This is a genomic window from Pseudomonas sp. FW305-E2 (genome assembly GCF_058782925.1).
This window is the reverse complement of the sequence record NZ_JBYSYE010000022.1, coordinates 1-20,470: the sequence shown is the minus strand read 5'-3', so window position 1 is coordinate 20,470 and position 20,470 is coordinate 1. Positions and strand designations below refer to the sequence as shown.

At 63.6% G+C, this 20,470-nt stretch carries 16 protein-coding genes; 8 read left to right on the top strand and 8 right to left on the bottom strand.

Annotation, left to right across the window (positions count from 1 at the left end):
• Positions 1-80 precede the first annotated feature (80 nt).
• Positions 81-638: an NAD(P)H nitroreductase gene (locus AC3WLP_RS16960; protein WP_003254557.1), complete on the top strand. Its 558-nt coding sequence runs from the start codon at positions 81-83 to the stop codon at positions 636-638.
• A gap of 129 nt (positions 639-767) precedes the next feature.
• Here AC3WLP_RS16960 and AC3WLP_RS16955 read toward each other — a convergent pair whose 3' ends face one another.
• From AC3WLP_RS16955 to AC3WLP_RS16935, 5 genes are all read right to left on the bottom strand, one after another.
• Entirely contained in the window at positions 768-2,108 is a 1,341-nt protein-coding gene (locus AC3WLP_RS16955) for a sensor histidine kinase (RefSeq protein WP_088513404.1), read from the bottom strand.
• A 58-nt stretch (positions 2,109-2,166) separates the two neighbouring features.
• Positions 2,167-2,583 carry a Spy/CpxP family protein refolding chaperone gene (locus AC3WLP_RS16950; RefSeq protein WP_088513403.1) on the bottom strand — a complete coding sequence of 139 codons (417 nt, stop codon included), beginning with the start codon at positions 2,581-2,583 and terminating at the stop codon, positions 2,167-2,169.
• 160 nt (positions 2,584-2,743) lie between these two features.
• Positions 2,744-3,421 carry a response regulator transcription factor gene (locus AC3WLP_RS16945; protein WP_003254551.1) on the bottom strand — a complete coding sequence of 226 codons (678 nt, stop codon included), beginning with the start codon at positions 3,419-3,421 and terminating at the stop codon, positions 2,744-2,746.
• A 332-nt stretch (positions 3,422-3,753) separates the two neighbouring features.
• Positions 3,754-4,053, bottom strand: a complete 300-nt coding sequence (locus AC3WLP_RS16940; protein ID WP_003254549.1) for a YciI family protein — start codon at positions 4,051-4,053, stop codon at positions 3,754-3,756.
• 1 nt (position 4,054) lies between these two features.
• Positions 4,055-4,648, bottom strand: coding sequence for a septation protein A (locus AC3WLP_RS16935; protein WP_010955188.1), 594 nt, complete (start codon positions 4,646-4,648; stop codon positions 4,055-4,057).
• 67 nt (positions 4,649-4,715) lie between these two features.
• On the opposite strand from AC3WLP_RS16935, the gene AC3WLP_RS16930 reads away from it, so the two are divergent.
• The 6 genes from AC3WLP_RS16930 to AC3WLP_RS16905 all read left to right on the top strand — a co-directional run bounded on the left by AC3WLP_RS16930 (position 4,716) and on the right by AC3WLP_RS16905 (position 11,159).
• Complete coding sequence (locus tag AC3WLP_RS16930; protein ID WP_012051568.1) at positions 4,716-5,576, top strand: PHP domain-containing protein; 861 nt, start codon at positions 4,716-4,718, stop codon at positions 5,574-5,576.
• 13 nt (positions 5,577-5,589) lie between these two features.
• Positions 5,590-6,219 (top strand): L-threonylcarbamoyladenylate synthase, encoded by a 630-nt coding sequence (locus AC3WLP_RS16925; RefSeq protein ID WP_003254544.1) that lies wholly within the window; start codon positions 5,590-5,592, stop codon positions 6,217-6,219.
• Entirely contained in the window at positions 6,216-7,070 is an 855-nt protein-coding gene (locus tag AC3WLP_RS16920; RefSeq protein WP_088513402.1) for a segregation and condensation protein A, read from the top strand. Before AC3WLP_RS16925 ends, AC3WLP_RS16920 begins: the two co-directional genes overlap by 4 nt.
• The gene (gene scpB, locus AC3WLP_RS16915; protein WP_088513401.1) at positions 7,057-7,824 is read left to right on the top strand and encodes an SMC-Scp complex subunit ScpB; all 768 of its coding nucleotides are present in this window, start codon (positions 7,057-7,059) and stop codon (positions 7,822-7,824) included. The genes AC3WLP_RS16920 and scpB overlap by 14 nt, the downstream gene beginning before the upstream one ends.
• Positions 7,825-8,011: 187 nt before the next feature.
• Positions 8,012-9,079 carry a 23S rRNA pseudouridine(2605) synthase RluB gene (gene rluB, locus AC3WLP_RS16910; RefSeq protein ID WP_003254539.1) on the top strand — a complete coding sequence of 356 codons (1,068 nt, stop codon included), beginning with the start codon at positions 8,012-8,014 and terminating at the stop codon, positions 9,077-9,079.
• A gap of 661 nt (positions 9,080-9,740) precedes the next feature.
• Positions 9,741-11,159: an amino acid permease gene (locus tag AC3WLP_RS16905; protein ID WP_178085909.1), complete on the top strand. Its 1,419-nt coding sequence runs from the start codon at positions 9,741-9,743 to the stop codon at positions 11,157-11,159.
• A 138-nt stretch (positions 11,160-11,297) separates the two neighbouring features.
• On the opposite strand, the gene AC3WLP_RS16900 is transcribed toward AC3WLP_RS16905, so the two are convergent.
• Entirely contained in the window at positions 11,298-12,182 is an 885-nt protein-coding gene (locus AC3WLP_RS16900) for a LysR substrate-binding domain-containing protein (RefSeq protein ID WP_003254537.1), read from the bottom strand.
• Between the two features lie 152 nt (positions 12,183-12,334).
• On the opposite strand from AC3WLP_RS16900, the gene ydiJ reads away from it, so the two are divergent.
• Positions 12,335-15,355 carry a D-2-hydroxyglutarate dehydrogenase YdiJ gene (ydiJ, locus tag AC3WLP_RS16895; RefSeq protein ID WP_012051572.1) on the top strand — a complete coding sequence of 1,007 codons (3,021 nt, stop codon included), beginning with the start codon at positions 12,335-12,337 and terminating at the stop codon, positions 15,353-15,355.
• A gap of 132 nt (positions 15,356-15,487) precedes the next feature.
• Here the strand turns inward: ydiJ and AC3WLP_RS16890 are convergent, their stop codons facing one another.
• Positions 15,488-16,690: an MFS transporter gene (locus AC3WLP_RS16890; RefSeq protein WP_088513399.1), complete on the bottom strand. Its 1,203-nt coding sequence runs from the start codon at positions 16,688-16,690 to the stop codon at positions 15,488-15,490.
• Positions 16,691-16,780: 90 nt separating this feature from the next.
• Positions 16,781-20,470, bottom strand: a 3,690-nt coding sequence (locus AC3WLP_RS16885; protein WP_103340219.1) for a deaminase domain-containing protein, incomplete at its 5' end; no start/stop codon positions are given.

The window sequence follows — 20,470 nt, the reverse complement described above, 5'->3', positions numbered from 1 at the left end:
GGAAGGGCGCCATTCTACCTATGGGTCTGGTGATGTAAACGCTAGAATGGCCGCACATTCAACTGCCAGGAGGGTAGCCGATGGAGGCTCTCGACGCATTGCTCAACCGTGTTTCCGTGCCACGCCTGACCGACCCGGCGCCCAATGCCGCCCAGCGCGAGGCGCTGTTCCAGGCTGCCCTGCGCGCCCCGGATCACGGCCAGCTGCGGCCGTGGCGTTTTCTTACCATCGAAGGCCAGGGCCGCGAGAAGCTGGGTGAGCTGTTCGCCGAAGCCGTGCAGCACAAGGGCGATGCCAGCCAGGCTGCACTGGACAAGGCCCGTGCGATGCCGCTGCGGGCGCCGTTGCTGATCGTGGTGGTGGCCAGGTTGCAGGACCACTTCAAGGTGCCCAAGTCCGAGCAGCGCCTGGCGGCGGGCTGTGCGGCGCACGGTATTCTGATTGCTGCGCACGCGCAGGGGATCGGCGCGGTGTGGCGTACCGGTGACATGGCCTTCGATGCCCATGTGCACAAGGGGTTGGGGTTGGCCGAGAACGAGGAGCTGATCGGCTACCTGTACGTCGGCACGCCGCTGACCGAGCCGCGGACAGCGCCGGTGCTGGAAACGGCTGATTTCGTCAGTGGCTGGGGTGAGTAACCTGGCCTTGGGCTGATTCAGGTATCACGGCTTCCGGCCTCTTCGCGGGTGAACCCGCTCCTACAACGGCATCCACATCCCCTGTAGGAGCGGGTTTACCCGCGAAGAGGCCAGGCGCCTTTACACCCATCAACTGCCTGTCGCCTCAGCCAAGGGCAACTCCAGCCTGGCCACAAACCCACCCTGTGGATGATTCTCCAGCACCAGGCTACCGCCATGGCGCTCCGCGGCCTTGCGCGCAATCGCCAGGCCCAGGCCATGCCCCGGTGCTTCTTGCCCCGGCGCGCGGAAGAACGGCTCACCCAGTTGCGCCAGGTGCTCCGCTGCCGCCCCAGGCCCATGGTCACGCACGCTGATTACGATGCGGTCCTGCTCGCGTGCGGCGCTGACCTCGACCGGCTGGCCCGCCGGGTTGAAGCGCAGGGCATTGCGCAGCAGGTTGTCCACGGCACGCTCGATCAGCGTTGGCCAACCCTGCAAGCTCAACCCCGGCTGCGCCTCCAGGCGCACGTCCTGCTCCGGCGCGCTCAGCAGGGCGTCCTTGCATACGCTGCCGAGCAAGGCATTGATGTTGACGGGTTCGGCATGAGCCTGTTCGGCATCCACTCGGGCCAGGGCGAGGATTTCGCTGATCAGGTCTTCCAGGCGGTCGCACTCGCGGGTCAGGCGTGGCCACAGCGCTTGCCGCTGCTCAGGCTCGGCGCGTTCGGCCAGGGCCAGGGCGATACGCAGCCTGGCCAGCGGCGAGCGCAGTTCGTGGGACACATCGCGTAGCAGCTGGCGCTGGCTGCCAATGGTGCTTTGCAGGCGCGCGCCCATCTTGTTGAAGTCCTTGGCCAGCACGCCAAACTCGTCGCGCCGCGCTGCCAGCCGTGCCAGGCTGTTCTGCTGATAGGTGGTCTGGCCCAGGTCGTGTACGGCGCTGCGCAGGCGGCTTAACGGGCGGGTGATGGACAGCGTCACCAGCAGGCTGAACAAGGTCAGCACGACCAAGGCAATGCCCAGGGCGCTGAGTGGCCACAGCAGGCTTTCACGGTGCCAGGCATCCAGCGCCGGGTGGGGGATGCGGTAGATCAGCAAGTAGGTTTCGCCGGTGTCGGGGCTGGTGTATTCCTCGGTCAGCCGGCGCCATGGCAAGCGCCGCTGGTCATTGTGCTGGCGCGCTTCGAAGGCTGCCGCGCGGCGAGGGAAGGTACCGGGCACCACGGCCTCACCGCTATCGTCGAGCACCTGCACGTCGATCTTGTAGCGGTCCTTGCGTCGTTCCAGAAAGTGCTGGGCCGCCTCCAGGCCTTCCTGCTCATAGTGCTTGGCCCACTTGCTGGCCAGGGTATTCAGGCCCGGGTGGCGGCTGAGGATCCAGGCGTCCTGGTTGAGCATGTGCCCCAGCAGGATCGACAGGCCTGCGACCAGGGTGATGGCCAGCCAGAAACTGGCCAGGATGCGCCAGAACAGTGAACGCAAGTGCACCTCCTAAACGGGAAAAGCCCGGCCCGCAGTGATGCGGGCCGGGCACGGGGCGGACAGCTTACTGGGCCTTGGCGCCTTTTTCAGCTTTCCAGGCCTGGAACTCCTGCCACTCGGCTTTCTTGGCGGCGCGTTCTTTTTGCAGTTCATCGAACTTCTTCTGCTGGTCAGCCGTGAGCAACTTGCGCACTGCGCTGTCGGTCTTGTCGCGGTTGGCTTGCAGTTCATCCTTCATGGCTTTCTGGTCGGCGGCCGGCAGCTTGGACAGGTAGCGCTCGGTAATGTCGCGGCGCTGCTGCATTTGCTCGCCCATCAGCTTGCCGATCTGCTGGCGCTGATCGCGGCTCAGGTCCAGTTGGTGGAAAGGCGCATCACCGCGATGATGCGGGCCGTCGTGGCGCGGGCCGCCGTCAGGCATGGCCATGGCTACGGTCGGCAAAGCGGCAGTGAACATCAGGGCGATAAGGGTCTTGCGCATGGTGTCTCTCCTTTCATAGGCCGGTGATTACCGGATGAGCACAGTCTAGGGAGATCACCGTCAAGCGCAGTCAGGGGATGGTAAAGGCAAAGTAAAGATGATTGGCCCGTGCAGGCCCCGCCTTGTGCCGCCAATGGGGCGCGCAGCGGCCCCGGCGTTTTTACAGGCAGTAGTAATAGCCACGGCTACGCAACGCCACAATGCGTGGCCGGCCATCGGCGTGGGGGCCGATCTTCTTGCGCAGGTTGCTGACATGCATGTCCAGGCTGCGGTCGTACAGGGTCAGCTTGCGGCCCAGGCCGATCTGCGCCAGTTCCTGTTTGTCCAGCGGCTCGCCGGGCTGGCGCAGCAGCGCTTCAAGAATACGGCTTTCGGACAGGGTCAGGGTCATTTCGCGGCCATCGATGCTGGCCACGCCCCGCGCAGGGCTGTAGACCAGGTCACCCAGCTCCATCTGGCTGGTTGTGGCGGTGGGGTGGCTGCGGCGCAGCACCGCGCGCAGGCGGGCAGTGAGCTCGCGCGGGTCGCAGGGTTTGGCCAGGTAGTCGTCGGCGCCCAGTTCCAGGCCGAGAATCCGGTCCAGCGGCTCGCCGCGGGCTGAAAGCATCAGCACCGGCAGCTCGGCATGCTCGCTGCGCAGCTGCTTGAGAAGCTCCAGGCCACTGCCGTCGGGCAACATCACATCCAGTACCACGGCAGCAGGGGCATGCTCGGCCAGGGCCAGGCGTGCGCTCTGCCCATCGTGGCAGGCACGCACGGAAAACCCTTCCTGGGTCAGCCAGCTGCCGAGCAGCTCGCACAGTTCCTGGTCATCATCAATCAGTAACAGCTCGCTCATGACTCACTCAATTCAACCATTGACGGCGGTTATTCGGCCCGCCAGTGGCAAAGATACCGCAGACTGATGGCCTGAGTATAACTGCTGGTACCGCGTGGCCCTCTTCGCGGGTAAACCCGCTCCTACAGCGAGCTGTGTCCGACCACCGACGTGTGTCCACCACCAAATCTGTGTAGGAGCGGGTTTACCCGCGAATACGGTAGCGTCGGCAACGGTGAACGGCGGGTGGAGATTGGCCGGCAGGCCCGGCCTCTTCGCGGGTGAACCCGCTCCTACGGGCGATGGCACAGATCCGAAGGTTTGTGTAGCGAAGAAGGCCGTGCCGTCTCAGGTCAAGGCAGCACTTGCTTGAACGGCTTGACCACAACCTTGTCGTACACGCCGGCTGCGATGTACGGGTCGGCATCGGCCCAGGTCTGCGCCGCCGCCAGCGATTCGAATTCGGCAACGATCAGGCTACCGCTGAAACCCGCTTCTCCCGGGTCGTTGCTGTCGATGGCCGGGTGCGGGCCGGCCAACACCACGCGGCCTTCGGCCTTGAGCTGCTGCAGGCGTTCGATGTGCGCCGGGCGGGCAGCCAGGCGCTTTTCCAGGGAGTTTGCGACGTCGCTGGCGATAATGGCGTAGAGCATGTCAATCCTTGGGTTTGGAGGTAGAAGGGTCATCGTGCAGGTGGCGCGACAGGTACACGCCTTGCGCCACCAGGAAGATCACGGTCATGCCCAGGCTGCCGAACACCTTGAAGTCCACCCAGAAGTCCTGGAAGGTGAAGGCGACGAACAGGTTGGCCGCGCCGCAGAACAGGAAGAAAGCGATCCAGGCCAGGTTCAGGCGCGTCCAGATGGCATCAGGCAGGGTCAGGGCGTGGCCCATGATGCGCTTGATCAGCACCCGATCGCCGATGAAGTGGCTGCCGGCAAAACCCAGGGCGAACAGCCAGTTCACGACAGGAGCCTTCCACTTGAGGAAGGTTTCGCTGTGAAAGGTCAGGGTCAGGCCACCGAACACCAGGCAGGCGATCAGCGTCAGCCACTGGCCCTTTTCCAGCTTGCGCTGGCGCAGGAACAGTGCGCCGTACACGACCAGCGAGCTGATGATCAGCATGGCCGTGGCGCTGTAAATGCCGCCAAATTCGAAGTGATGGCCGGCGACTTCCATGGGGCGCGGGTCAAGCTTGTAGACGATGAAGAACAGCAGCAGCGGGATGAAATCGATGAATTGTTTCACAATGGCAGCCAGAATCGGGATGTGACGGCATAATAACAAACATCGATTCCAGCGAAAGCGCTCCTCCATGAATGTTGATCTGCACTGTCACAGCACGGCCTCCGACGGCGCCCTGTCGCCTTCGGTACTGGTTGCCCGGGCCCATGAACACGGGGTGCAAGCGCTGGCACTGACCGACCATGACACCCTCGAAGGCCTGCCCGAAGCGCGCCAGGCCTGCGTTGACCTGGGTATGCGCTGGGTCAGCGGTGTGGAGCTGTCTTGCACGTGGGGCGGCGCGACCATTCACGTGCTGGGCTATGATTTCCCGCTCGACGCACCGCCATTGCTGGCGGCGATTCAAGCGTTGCACCGCGGCCGCTGGCTGCGTGCCGAAGAAATCGACAAACGGCTAGCGGCCAAGGGCATGCCCGGCGCGCTTGAAGGCGCGCGCGCCGTGCAGCACGAGCTGGGTGACAGCGGCAACGCCCCGGCGCGCCCGCATTTTGCCGAGTATCTGGTGCGTGCCGGGCACGTCAAGGACCGTGGTGAAGCGTTTCGCAAGTGGCTGGGCGCCGGCAAGCTGGGCGACGTCAAGCAGCACTGGCCGACGCTCGACGAAACCGTTGCCACGCTGAGGCAGTCCAACGCCTGGGTGAGCCTGGCGCATCCCATGCACTACGACCTGACCCGCAGCAAGCGCAGGCGGCTGATTGCCGACTATATTCAGGCAGGAGGGCAGGCGCTTGAAGTGGTCAACGGGATGATGCCTGCCGAGCAAGTGGGCACTATGTCCATTCTTGCCCGTGAGTTCGGCCTGCTGGCAAGCGCTGGCAGTGACTTCCACGGCCCCGGCACCTGGGGCGAGATCGGTGCCTATCGGCCTTTGCCCGAGGATCTGCCACCTTTGTGGCGTCGATTCAGCCATGAACAGCCTTTGGCGCTATGAACAGGACGATTACGTGAGCCAATTTTTCCAGATTCATCCGGAGAACCCACAAGCGCGCCTGATAAAACAGGCCGTCGAGATCATCCGCAAGGGGGGCGTGGTGGTGTATCCGACGGATTCGGCCTATGCGCTGGGTTGCCAGATAGGCGACAAGTCGGCAATCGAGCGGGTGCGGCGCCTGCGCGGGCTGGACAAGACGCACAACTTCACCCTGATGTGCTGCGACATGTCGCAACTGGGGTTGTATGCCAAGGTCGACACCGGCACCTTCCGCATGCTGAAGGCGCATGTACCGGGGCCTTACACCTTCATTCTCAACGGCACGCGTGAAGTGCCGCGTCTGCTGTTGCACGATAAGCGTCGCACCATCGGGCTGCGTGTACCGGACCACGCCATCACCCTGGCCTTGCTGGCCGAGTTGGGCGAGCCACTGATGAGCGTCAGCCTGATCCTGCCGGGCGACAGCGAGCCGATGACCGACCCTTATGAGATCCGTGAACGGCTGGAGCACCATGTTGACCTGGTGATCGATGGCGGGTTCGGCGACCTCAAGGCGTCGACCATCATCGACCTGTCCGGCGACGAGCCGGAACTGATCCGCGAAGGTTGTGGCGACCCCACGCCGTTCCTGGTCAACGCGTGAGCCAGCTGGAAGCGCCTGAGGCGCCGGCCGAATGGGTCGAAGCGCCTCGGCAACTGCAGTTGGCGCTGGTCTATGGCGAAGCCCTGACCGAGCTGCCGCTGGACCTGTACATCCCGCCGGACGCCCTTGAAGTCATCCTCGAAGCGTTCGAAGGCCCGCTGGACCTGTTGCTGTACCTGATCCGCAAGCAGAATATCGACATCCTCGACATCCCTGTGGCCGAGATCACCCGGCAGTACATGGGCTATGTGGAGCTGATGAAAAGCGTGCGCCTTGAACTGGCTGCCGAATACCTGGTGATGGCTGCCATGCTGGCCGAGATCAAGTCACGCATGCTGCTGCCGCGTTCCGCCGACGTCGAGGAGGAGGAGGGTGACCCTCGCGCCGAGCTGATCCGCCGCCTGCAGGAGTACGAGCGCTTCAAGGCCGCCGCCGAGGGCATCGACGAATTGCCACGGGTCGGGCGCGAGGTGGTGGTGCCGCGCCTGGAAGCGCCGCAGGCCAAGGTACGCAAGCTGTTGCCTCAGGTCAGCCTGGAAGAGCTGCTGATGTCCATGGCCGAGGTGATGCGCCGCAACGACCTGTTCGAAAGCCATCAGATCACCCGTGAGACCTTGTCCACCCGCGAGCGCATGAGCCAGGTGCTGGAACGTCTCAAGGGCGGTGCCTTTGTGCCGTTCATCGCGCTGTTTGCTGCCGAGGAGGGCAAGCTCGGTGTGGTGGTGACCTTCATGGCCATTCTCGAACTGGTGAAGGAATCGCTGATCGAACTTGTGCAGAATGAACCTTTCGCCGCCATTCACGTGCGGCTTCGCCCGGCGCCAGTTGAAGAACCCGATGAACCTGAATGAACCCCGCGACCTGGCGTCGCTGATCGAAGCCTTCTTGCTCGCTTCGGGCAAGCCGCAATCCCTTGAGCGCCTGTACGAGCTGTTCGAGGAAGCCGAGCGCCCCGAGCCCAAGGTGTTCAGGCAGGCCTTGGAGGTGCTGGGCAAGTCGTGCGATGGGCGTGCGTTCGAGCTCAAGGAGGTGGCCAGCGGCTATCGCCTGCAGATTCGCGAGGATTATGCCCCGTGGGTCGGGCGCCTCTGGGAAGAGCGCCCGCAGCGCTATTCGCGAGCGCTGCTTGAGACACTGGCCCTGATTGCCTACCGCCAGCCGATCACCCGTGGTGAAATCGAGGACGTGCGGGGCGTTGCGGTGAACAGCAATATCATCAAGACCATGATGGAGCGCGAGTGGATTCGCGTGGTCGGCTACCGCGAAGTGCCCGGCCGGCCGGCGATGTTCGCCACCACCAAGGCGTTTCTCGATCATTTCAACCTCAAGAGCCTTGAGGACCTGCCGGCCTTGGCCGAGCTGCGCGAAATGGAACCAGCGCCGCAACTTGACCCGGATGATGCGCCGGTGCCTGCGCACCTGCAGGCATTGGCGGATGCCAGCCTTGGGGAAGAGGAGGTTGGTGAGCCGAGAGAGGAGACCAGCTTCCGTAGCCTGTTGGTGGAGCTGGATGCCATGGAAGACGGTTTGAAAACCGATTTTGATGATTTGCGGGGAGAAGAGCCTGAGCCTTCGGTGGAGGAAGAGAACAAGGCACAGCCCTGATTGATCTGCTGCCTGTGCTGCCCGCGGAGCGGCCAGCACAAAGCCCATTGGGCAGAAAATCATGCCCAGCCCCACAAAACCCTCTACCCTCCAGTGCGTTCCCCTGATGAACCGCGTATGATGCGCGGCCTTTTGGCGCGTTCGTCGCCAGAAACCTGTTTTCATTCCTACACCGGGAGGTGCCCAGATGAGTGAGCAAGACCTGAAAGAAACCGAAATCACCCCGCCATCCGGCGAAAAGCTGCAGAAAGTGCTGGCGCGCATTGGCGTGGGCTCGCGGCGTGATGTCGAGGCCTGGATCAGCCAGGGTCGCATCAAGGTCAACGGCGTCGAGGCCACCCTTGGCCAGCGCGTAGACCTGCACGACGCCATCGCCGTGGACGGCAAGCTGATCAAGCGCGAGGAGGCCGCCGAGGCCACCCGCCGGGTGATCATGTACAACAAGCCCGACGGCGAAATCTGCACCCGTGACGACCCGGAAGGGCGCCCGACCGTGTTCGACCGTTTGCCACGGCCAAAAGAAGGCCGCTGGATCAACATCGGCCGCCTCGACATCAACACCACTGGCTTGCTGCTGTTCACCACCGACGGTGAGCTGGCCAACCGCCTGATGCACCCGTCCTACGAGATGGACCGTGAGTACGCGGTACGTGTGCGTGGTGAAGTCGACGACGAGATGATCGAGCGCCTGAAAGCCGGCGTAATGCTGGAAGACGGCCCGGCCAAGTTCACCGATATCCAGAAGGCACCGGGTGGCGAAGGCTTCAACCACTGGTACCACTGCGTGGTGATGGAAGGTCGTAACCGTGAGGTGCGTCGCCTGTGGGAATCCCAGGGCATGGTGGTCAGCCGCCTGAAGCGTGTGCGTTTCGGCCCGGTGTTCCTCAATTCGGACCTGCCGATGGGCCGCTGGCGCGAAATGACCCAGGGCGAAATCGACATCCTCGCCGCCGAAGTGGGCCTGCAGCCGGTCGCGCTGCCAGCCATGAAGCTCAAGGCCAAGGACAAGATGGAGCGCCTGCAGCGCAAGTCGACCCGCCCGCTGGGCCGTGGCGAGCGCGTGCGCAACCTGCGCCCGGCCCACGAAGGTGCCGCTACTGGCGAACGCCCGGCGCGTCAGCCGCGTGAAGAAGCGCCGCGTAAACCCACCCGTGGCAGCACGGTGGCTGAGCGCCCGAGCGAGATGCGCAAGCGTCCGGGCAAGCCTGATGGCGACAAGCCGGCAGGCCGTGGTCGCGGCAAGCCGCGTGGCTGATAAGCCAGTGTGGTCATCAAGGAACCAGCCTTCGGGCTGGTTTTTTTATGCCTGCGCGAATGTGGACCAAGCCCAAGATATTGAACAAAAAGAATTTTTCATATTGAACAAAAAGAATTTTTCGGACGACTGGCAAGTTCTTGAACCGCCTTGTAAAGAAATCTGTACGAATGTAGCCGTTTTCAGTCCGCATTTCAGATCATGCCCGATCGTGTAAACAAACCTTGCCGGCGCCCCTGTGCCAAAGCCGTCGCCATGGCGCCAGCCACCCTTGCCCAAACCCCCGTCCCCACGGTGTTATAGCCGCCATTGCCTTGTGCAGGAGCCCGTCCAAAGAGCCGGGCTGACAAAACAACAAATGGAGGCGCCATGTACGCCGATCACTTCGCCTATGAAGGCCTGTACCACAGGAACGCTGCGTTTTTTCCCGAGGAAACGATGCAACGCGTTGACGCCTGCGCGTTTGCAGGGGTATACAGTGCGCCGCGTTTTACCTGTGACCCTCTTGCGTACCGCGCACTCTTGATCACGCCTGGTTGACCTGCTCCGGCGGCACCTGAGGTCAAGAAACCCAAGGTAACCACCTTGCCCATTCCGCTGCGCCACGAGCGCGGTGGGTCCGATTCCGTCACAGATAAAAACAATGCAGGTGACTTCGTTCATGAGTGGACAAAACATGCATTCAGGCGAGCTAAAGCGGGGCCTGAAGAACCGCCATATCCAGTTGATCGCCCTCGGCGGTGCGATTGGTACCGGCCTGTTCCTCGGCTCGGCTGGCGTGATGAAATCCGCCGGCCCGTCGATGATTCTTGGCTACGCCATCTGCGGCTTCATCGCCTTCATGATCATGCGCCAGCTGGGTGAAATGATCGTCGAAGAGCCGGTGGCCGGCTCGTTCAGCCATTTCGCCCACACCTACTGGGGTGGGTTCGCCGGCTTCCTGTCAGGCTGGAACTGCTGGGTGCTGTATATCCTGGTGGGCATGTCGGAGCTTTCGGCGGTCGGCAAGTATGTTCACTACTGGTGGCCGGAGATCCCCACCTGGGTCACGGCGGCAGCCTTCTTCGTGCTGATCAACGCCATCAACCTGATGAACGTGAAGTTCTTCGGTGAAGCCGAATTCTGGTTCGCCATCATCAAAGTGGTCGCCATCGTCAGCATGATCGGCCTGGGTGCCTACCTGCTGACCAGCGGCAGCGGCGGCCCTGAAGCCACCGTGGCCAACCTGTGGACACACGGCGGCTTCTTCCCCAACGGCGTCAGCGGGCTGGTAATGGCCTTGGCTTTCATCATGTTTTCCTTTGGTGGCCTGGAAATGCTCGGCTTCACCGCCGCCGAGGCCGACAAGCCAAAGACCGTGATCCCCAAAGCGATCAACCAGGTCATCTACCGCATCCTGATCTTCTATGTCGGTGCCCTGGTGGTGCTGCTGTCGCTGACCCCGTGGGACAACCTGGTCGCCAGCATCGACGCCTCGGGTGGCAGCTACGGCAGCAGCCCGTTCGTGCAAGTGTTCTCGCTGCTGGGCAGTGACGTGGCTGCCAACCTGCTGAACTTCGTGGTGCTGACTGCGGCGCTGTCGGTGTACAACAGTGGCACCTACTGCAACGCCCGCATGCTGTTGGGTATGGCCGAGCAGGGCGATGCCCCGGCGTCGCTGGCCAAGGTCGACAAGCGGGGCGTGCCAGTGCGTTCGATCCTGGTGTCGGCTGCCGTGACCTTCGTCGCCGTGCTGCTGAACTACCTGATGCCGCAAAACGCGCTGGAGCTGCTGATGTCGCTGGTCGTGGCCACTCTGGTGATCAACTGGGCGATGATCAGCTACTCGCACCTGAAGTTCCGTCAGCACCTCGACCGTACCGGCCAGAAGCCGCTGTTCAAGGCGCTGTGGTACCCGTACGGCAACTATGTGGTGCTGGCTTTCGTGGTGCTGATTCTGGGCATCATGCTGATGATCCCGGGCATCCAGGTGTCGGTGTATGCGATCCCGGTGTGGCTGCTTGCGATGTTGGCGGTGTACATGGTCAAGTCGCGTCGCCAGGTGAATGCGGGCGGTGCTGTTGAGACTGTGGCCAAGTAAGGCGCCATAAGCGGTATGCGAAAACCCGGAGTCAGGTGGCTGGCTTCGGGTTTTTTGTTGCCTGTGCGGGCCTCTTCGCGGGTAAACCCGCTCCTACAGGTACAGCGTTGCCCTCAGGTCAGGTGATCCCGCCAACAATCAGATCTGCTCCAGCAACCACCCCCTGAATGCCCGCAGCGACGGCAGCGCCTCATTCCTCGGCGGGTAGATCAGGTAATAACTACGCTGGCTGGCAAACGCCACACCCGGGCTGTACAGCTCGCCCTTGGCCAGTTCCTCCTCCACCAATATGCGCGGCACCAGCCCGATCCCGATCCCGGCACGTACCGCCTGGATCAGGTGCGAGGTCAGCTCGAAACTCGGCCCCAGCCGCATCGCCCGATGCGGCAAGCCATGATGGGAAAACCACTCGCCCCACGCATGCGGGTTGTTGGCCACATTCAGCAGCACCTCTTCACTGATCCGCGCCGGGCTCCAGCCTTGGCTGCCGACGCCGGCCTCCGGCGGCAAGATCACCACCAGCTCCTCGGCATGCAGGCGATGGCAGACAAGCCCCGGCAAGTCGTGGCTGGCCACGCCGATGGCGGCATCGATTTCGCTGGTGTCGAAGTTGATGGTTTCAATGCGTGAATGAATGTGCACCAGCATGCCTGGGTGAGCGCTGTAGAACGCATGCAGCCTCGGCAACAGCCATTTCGAGCCGAAGGTTGGCAGGGTAGCCAGGCGCAAGGTGCCTACCCCCGACTGATAGGCCAGTGCCTGCAAGGTGGCGCTGCGGATGCGCCCCAGTGCCTCGCTGAGCTCGCGCTGGTACAGGCGGCCGACATCGGTCAGCTGCACCTGGCGCCCCTCGCGGCGGAACAGGGTCAGGCCCAACTGCTGCTCCAAGGCTTGCACCTGGCGGCTGACCGCGCTTTGGGTCAGCGACAGTTCGGCGGCGGCGCGGGTGTAGCTTTCATGCCGGGCGGCGGCCTCGAAAGCCAGCAGCAGTGACATGGATGGGGTCAGGTGGCGGTAATTCATTCATAAAAGTCATTGATAGCGGCAGGATTATCCGTTTGCCCCTGACGCGAAACTACAGGAACATTGGCCTATACGTCATCCCTGCATGCCTCAACCCATGCCGGGGCGACAAGGATCCCGTGATTTAGCCAATATCAAGAGGCCATCCTTCGATGATCGCCCAGCTGTCCACCGTTGCACCGAGCGCCAATTACCCCGAATTCCTCGAAGCCCTGCGCAACAGCGGCTTCCGTGGCCAGATCAGTGCCGACTACGCAACCCGCACGGTACTGGCCACCGACAACTCGATCTACCAGCGCTTGCCGCAGGCGGCGGTGTTCCCGCTGGATGCCGACGATGTGGCGCGGGTCGCCACGCTAATGGGTGAACCGCGCTTCCAGCAGGTCAAGCTGACCCCCCGCGGTGGTGGCACCGGCACCAACGGCCAGTCGCTGACCGACGGTATCGTCGTCGACCTGTCGCGGCACATGAACAACATTCTTGAAATCAACGTGCAAGAGCGCTGGGTGCGGGTACAGGCCGGCACGGTCAAGGACCAGCTCAATGCTGCGCTCAAGCCGCACGGGCTGTTCTTCGCCCCTGAGCTGTCCACCTCCAACCGCGCCACGGTCGGCGGCATGATCAACACGGATGCCAGTGGCCAGGGCAGTTGCACCTACGGCAAAACCCGCGACCACGTGCTGGAGCTGCACAGTGTGCTGCTCGGTGGCGAACGCCTGCACAGCCTGCCGATCGACGATGCTGCGCTGGAGCAGGCCTGCGCCGCGCCGGGCCGGGTCGGCGAGGTGTACCGCATGGCCCGGGAAATTCAGGAAACCCAGGCCGAACTGATTGAAACCACCTTTCCCAAGCTCAACCGTTGCCTGACCGGCTACGACCTGGCGCACCTGCGCGACGAGCAGGGTCGCTTCAACCTCAACAGCGTGCTGTGCGGCGCCGAGGGCTCGCTGGGCTATGTGGTCGAAGCCAAGCTCAACGTGCTGCCGATTCCCAAATATGCGGTGCTGGTCAATGTGCGTTACACCAGCTTCATGGATGCGCTGCGTGATGCCAACGCGCTGATGGCGCACAAGCCGCTGTCGATCGAGACGGTCGACTCCAAGGTGCTGATGCTGGCGATGAAAGACATCGTCTGGCACAGCGTGGCCGAGTATTTCCCGGCGGACCCCGAGCGCCCCACGCTGGGCATCAACCTGGTGGAGTTCTGCGGCGACGAGCCGGCCGAGGTCAACGCCAAGGTGCAGGCATTCATCCAGCACCTGCAAAGCGACACCAGCGTCGAGCGCCTGGGCCACACCTTGGCCGAAGGTGCCGAGGCAGTCACCCGCGTCTATACCATGCGCAAGCGTTCGGTGGGCCTGCTGGGCAACGTCGAAGGCGAAGTGCGCCCGCAGCCGTTCGTGGAGGACACCGCGGTACCGCCAGAGCAGTTGGCCGACTACATCGCCGACTTCCGCGCACTGCTCGACGGCTACGGCCTGGCCTACGGCATGTTTGGCCACGTCGATGCCGGCGTGCTGCATGTGCGCCCGGCACTGGACATGAAGGACCCGGCGCAGGCCGCGCTGGTCAAGCCGATTTCCGACGCCGTTGCCGCGCTGACCAAGCGTTATGGCGGCCTGCTGTGGGGTGAGCACGGCAAGGGCCTGCGCTCGGAATACGTGCCTGAGTACTTCGGCGAGCTGTACCCGGCGTTGCAGCGCCTGAAGGGCGCCTTTGACCCGCACAACCAGCTCAACCCGGGCAAGATCTGCACGCCACTGGGCAGCGCCGAGGGCCTTACCCCGGTCGATGGCGTGACCCTGCGCGGCGACCTTGACCGTACCATTGACGAGCGCGTATGGCAGGACTTCCCCAGCGCCGTGCACTGCAACGGCAATGGCGCCTGTTACAACTATGACCCCAACGACGCCATGTGCCCGTCGTGGAAGGCTACCCGCGAACGCCAGCATTCGCCCAAGGGCCGCGCCTCGCTGATGCGCGAGTGGCTGCGCCTGCAGGGCGAGGCGAACATCGATGTGCTGGCTGCGGCGCGCAACAAGGTGTCGTGGCTCAAGGGCCTGCCGGCGCGTCTGCGCAACAACCGCGCGCGCCACCAGGGCCAGGAGGACTTCTCCCATGAAGTGTACGACGCCATGGCCGGCTGCCTGGCGTGCAAGTCGTGCGCCGGGCAGTGCCCGATCAAGGTCAATGTGCCGGACTTCCGCTCGCGCTTCCTCGAGCTGTACCACGGTCGCTACCAGCGCCCGCTGCGTGACTACCTGATTGGCTCGCTCGAGTTCACCATCCCCTACCTGGCGCACGCACCGGGGCTGTACAACGCGGTGATGGGTTCGAAGTGGGTGAGCCAACTGCTGGCCGACAAGGTGGGCATGGTCGACAGCCCGCTGATCAGCCGCTTCAACTTCCAGGCTACCCTGACCCGTTGCCGCGTTGGCATGGCCACGGTGCCGGCCCTGCGCGAGCTGACCCCGGCCCAGCGCGAGCGCAGCATCGTGCTGGTGCAGGACGCCTTCACCCGCTACTTCGAAACACCGCTGCTGTCGGCCTTCATCGACCTTGCCCACCGCCTGGGTCACCGGGTATTTCTGGCGCCGTACAGCGCCAACGGCAAGCCGTTGCACGTACAGGGTTTCCTTGGCGCGTTTGCCAAGGCAGCGATCCGCAACGCCACGCAGCTCAAGGCCCTGGCCGATTGCGGTGTGCCACTGGTGGGGCTGGACCCGGCGATGACGCTGGTGTATCGCCAGGAGTACCAGAAGGTGCCAGGCCTGGAGGGTTGTCCGCAGGTGTTGCTGCCGCAGGAATGGTTGATGGATGTACTGCCCGAGCAGGCGCCTACCGCACCGGGCAGCTTCCGCCTGATGGCGCACTGCACCGAGAAGACCAACGTGCCGGCCAGCACCCGGCAGTGGGAGCAGGTGTTCGCCCGTCTGGGGCTGAAGCTGGTGACCGAGGCCACGGGTTGCTGCGGTATGTCCGGTACCTATGGGCACGAAGCCCGCAACCAGGAAACCTCGCGGGCCATATTCGAGCAGAGCTGGGCGACCAAGCTGGACAAGGAAGGGGAGCCGCTGGCGACCGGTTACTCGTGCCGTAGCCAGGTCAAGCGCATGACCGAGCGGAAGATGCGCCACCCGCTTGAGGTGGTGTTGCAGTACGCTCAGCGCTAAGTTTGAGGCCTTTTGGGGCTGCTTTGCAGCCCTTCGCGGGTGAACCCGCTCCTACGGGGGGATCGTGCACGCCAGGCTGGCGCGTCAACCCTGCAGGGGCGGGGTGGGCCGCGAAGAGGCCGGCACCGGCTTTCAGGCTGCTGTTGTACGGTCCCTGTCCCGACGCCCCTGGCGGTACAAATAGACGCTCAATACCAACCCACACGCTGCCGCAGCCGCCGCGAACAGAAACATCGAAGCGAAGCCGAACCCCGCCGCCACCGCACCGACCAATGGCCCGGTCACCCCCAGTGACAAGTCGATGAACAGCGAATACGCTCCCACCGCTGCCCCACGGTTAGCTGCCGACACCTGGTTCACCGCCTCCACGCCCAATGCCGGAAACACCAGCGAGAAACCAAACCCGCTCAATGCAGCCCCCGCCAAGGCCAGTTCGGCGTTGGGTGCCAGCCACAGCATCAACAGCCCGAGCGTTTCCACCGACAGGCAGGCGATCGCCACCCTGAAGCCACCGATGCGATTGATCAGGTTGCCAAAGAGCAGCCGTGCGCTGATGAAACTGGCGCCGAACAGGCTCAGGGTCAGCGCCGCATTGGCCCAGCCACGGCTTGCGTAGTAAAGGGTGATGAAGGTGGCGATGGTGCCAAAGCCGATCGAGCCCAGGGCAAGCCCCGAGCCATGGGGGAATACCTTGCCCAGCACCCGCAGGAACGGCAGGCGTACACCGCTGACGATGGGGGCGGCTTGCTTGGGCCACGCCAGTAGCAAACCGAGTATGCACAGCAGGATGATGCTCACACCCATGCTCCACAGCCCGAGGCCTTTGACCATCAGCACGCCCAGTGGGGCGCCGATGGCCAGCGCACCATAGCTGGCGATGCCGTTCCAGGAGATGACCTTGGCCGTGTTTGCGGCACCCACCCGGCCAATGCCCCAGCCGATCGCACCCGAGCCTACCAGGCTTTCGGCGCTGCCCAGCACCAGGCGACCGACCAGCAGGCAAGCCAGGCTCAACCAAGGTAGGTGAGTGAGGAAGGCACAGGCCAGCATGAATACCCCGCTGAGCCCGCAGCCAGCCAGTCCGTACATGACCGCCTTCTTGCTGCCGTGGTTGTCGATGATGCGGCTGGAGCCAGGGCGGCTGAGCAGCGTCGCGAGGTACTGCACGCTGATCACCAGGCCGGCGACCACGGCACTGAAACCCAGGTCGTTGTGCACATAGCCGGGCAACACGGCCAGGGGGATGCCGATGTTCAGGTAGCCGATGAAGGTGAACAGGACGATGGAGACGACTTGCCCAGTGACGGCATGGGACGTGGGGCTGCGTGCTGGCATGGGGGATCCGTTGCTGCGGTAAGGATGGCGGTGTGTGCCGCCATCTTAACCACAGCGAGGGTGTTTGCGGGCGAAGCTGTCAGGCTGTAGTCAGTTGGTGTAATCGAGCATCCAGGTCACACTGAACTCGGCTTGCGGGTAATCCAGCCGCAAGCGCGGCAGGACGAAGCCGCCACAGGAGCGACAGGCGTCGAGCATCGTGAAGACATCGATACGCTCGACCTCGGTGTGGCGGTGAAGCAGTCTGCGGTTCAGCGCGCTGGCGATGTGTCGTTCGGCATCCAGATGTCGCTTATGGACGCGCGTCCACAGGAAATCTGCGCGCCGCAGGGTTGGCAGCTCGGTAAACCGCGGGTCTGGCGGGAAAAACTGGTTAACCTGACGTGCATCGACGTAGTCCACTGCCGGTGTGAGGCGGGGCGTCGGGATGATATGCAATGCGCGTCTGCCAGGGCTGCCTGACAGGGCGAAGAACACCACGCGGCTATGGTCCTTCAGCGTGACGCTGGCAAAGGCCAGGTTGACTGGGTAGAGGTGCTGACGCAAGGCGGCCATCGCGTTGTCGTCGAGCGACTGCGCCCCTGCTGCCGGTGTGTAGGGGGTAGTGGCGCCGCGCGCAGGTAGCAGATCGTCCAATACGCCAAGGATGTGTTGGCGGTCTGCGGCGCTGGTGCCGTGGAATTGCCTCCAGATCGGGATTATCTCCCGGTTCAATGCTGTGATGCCGCGACTGGCGGGGCCCGCCAAAGCGTCCTGGGCTGTGCTCTGCGTGAGGATGTTGCGCGCGTATTCCGGGAGCAGGCGCGACTCCATGGCTTCGATGAACTGCAGGAATCGCGAGGGGTGGCGGAGTTGCCATGTTCGCCCTTGTTCGATCCAGTCGCGCAGCAATCTGACCACGTTATCGACATCGCGCTGCAGGTTGGGGCGTTCGGCGACGATGCGGTAGGTTTCGCTGATTTCCAGGTACCGCTCGATGGCCTCGTGGTCGGTGATTCTCTCGAACTTGCGACGCAGCCCTCTGGGCGGATGTGGCAGCGAAGCTGGCAGTGCCGGGGCATCCAGCAGCCTTGTCTGCCACGCCCAGGGCTGATGGGGGGCGCCATAAAAAATCCCCAGATCGGCCTCGACGATCAACCACTGCTCACCGCGCCAGTCGATCAATGCGCCGCGCAGGGTACGGCGGTCGGGGATGGTCCGCGCCAGCCCGCCCAGGCGCACGGGAGGGCAGTGGTCGGTAATTTGCCTGACTTGCTCGATCGGCATGTCCGCAGGCAAGCCAAAGCGTAGTTCAGGCGATGGATCGACCACGATGCGCCTGTGGTACACGGGAGGCGAGATGACGCCAAGGCGTAACTGGGTTTCTTCGACGGGCAAGGGCTTCAATCGCTTGGGGTGATTAGGGGCGTGTACGACGACCTTGCCCTCGCGCACCATGACCTGCGCCCAGATGTCGAAGCGTGTGTGCTGGGGGCGGTAACGAATCGGTACCGGCTCGATCCGCACGGTTTGGAAGGCGTGACTGACGTGTTGTCCGAATACGGGTGTGCCGGCGTCATTGGGCAAGGGCGAGAAGCTCAGGGCCATTCGCGCTTCGCCGCCGGTGTAAGGCGGCGGCACCTCGGTGGGTGGCTGGCCGAGTAGCGGCTCATGGGCAACCCGACGTACGAGCCCCGAGGTGTTCGGTGTTTGAAGGCGATAGGCGGCGCCATGAATGATTGCATCGACCGTGGCATTGTCGCGGGGGATCAGTGTGGCTGTTTCGGGTAGCTCGCGTGGCACCGGACCATGGCTGCCAGGTATCTGGTCAAGTAGCAGGGCATCGGGCGTCTGGCCCGGCAGTACCCTTCGCTGCGTCATGAGTTCCCGGGATTCGGGGGCGACCGTCGTCAGTTCGGGCGCGCTGCGCCAGCGCTTGGGCGGGGTAAGGCGCTCGCTGAAGTCGGGCGTGACGGGGATGCTGCTCCAGCGTCGGGCGGCGCGCGCGGCGTTCAGGCGTGCGGTGTTGGCGCTTTGGCCCAGCACGCCGGGAAGCTTGGCCAATGGTTTGAAGGCCCGTCCACCAAGCGTGACTGCCGCGCCTTTCAGCGCGGCGATGTCCAGGACACAAGCCAGTGCATCGCTGCCATCCTCTGGGTTCAGGCAACTCAAGCCCGGTATCAGGTTGGAAAACAACCGTTGCAAGTAGCGCCCAGTGCTCACGGACTGGCGCCTGGCCAGGAATTGTTCATGCGGGGTAGCGCCTTTGCCCAGTGCATGCAAAGCATCCCGATTGCCCAGGGCGATATCGCTGGCGTAATGCCTGGCCAGTGAATCGAGGCGATCTTGCGTGGGGGCCATGAGCACTTGTCGCAAGGCGGGAAAGTCGGCAGCGATCCACGGCAGTTGTGATTGGTTGTATTCGCTGTAGAGCAGCGTCAATTGCTCGGCCAGGCGCGTCGGCGCTGTGTGGGTAACGAAGTGGGCTTGCCAGTGCAGCCGTTCGGGGAACAGCTCGTAAAGCCAATCGCCCTCTGTGTCCGGGGCATGTACGACGAAACCCTGGGTGGCCGTCTGCATGTGCCAGTCCGCTCTGGGGCTGGAGCCGTACTCAGGTCGGTTATCGGGGCCCACGTAGATCGGCCAGGTAACGGCATAGGCGGTCCAGGGGCCATCACGCAGGCGGTCCTTGATATCTTCCGGCAGGTGGCTCAAGCAGCGGTGCAGGATAGCTTGATAGACGTTGATGGCACGCTGTTCCCAAGCGCCGAAGGCCACTTCATACCAGGCGGTCACGTCCGGCAAGCGGGGATTGCCTCGGTAGCCTGCGCCATGGTCAAGGTACATCAGCAGGTGCACCTGGCCATCCGCATTGCGCGACTCGGGCGCTATCCGGCTCTGGAGCAACTGACGACGGGCCTCCTCGAAGCGGTCCGGGAGATCGTTGAGGCTTTCAACGTCCCTGACCGCCAGGTAGCGATGCAACGCCAATTGCCATTGCTGGTGCGACCAGGGCGGGGGGAGTTCGAATGATCCGCGCAAGGGGGCCCACACCGCCAGCGTCTGGCGCAGTGCTTCTTCGGGAACAGGGTCATCCTCGTGCAGGGCCTGGCGCATGACCTGTTCTGCGTTGTCGAAGGTCATCGGTTGCTGGCGGGCGCTGAGTATCAGGGCTCCCTGGCGGATGCTGGCCCAGCGCAGGTCGGGCTCGAAGCTGAAATCGGCCGGGTAGCCACTGAGCAGTAGTTCGGGCGCGAAGCGGCGCATCAGCAGTTCACCGGACAGTTGCGCAATCGCCGGGGTGCAGGCGAGACGGATTTGCACACTGTTGATCAGGTCAAGGCGGATTTCCTCGACGGGGAGCGTGGCATTGTCCGGGCTGAACAGCTCGAAAGCCATGATCTGCCCCGGCTGGCGGTCATCGGGTGGGTACAACACGTCGATCAAGGTTTGTTCGGCCAAGGCCAAGTGATCGGAGCTGGCATCCCATTCTGCCGAGGCGGCCAGTTCGCCGGCCCATCGGGTGAACATGGACGAATGCAGCACGGCGTCGAGCGCTTGAGCGGCTGGCGCATTCAATGCCGGGCCTGGGAGAAACGCCTTTCCATTTTGATCAGGGGTTATGCCTGCCTCCCGTTCGCGGGCAGTGGGCGGGCGGTAACGCCTGCCTTGTGCATAGACTGTCGCACCGAGGGCGTTGAACAGGTGGACGGCAAGGTGAACACCGGCTGGAGGCTTCAGCAGGTGTCTGGCCAGTGTGGGGAGATCCAGGTAGTTGTCCAGCACCAGTGGACGGGAGGC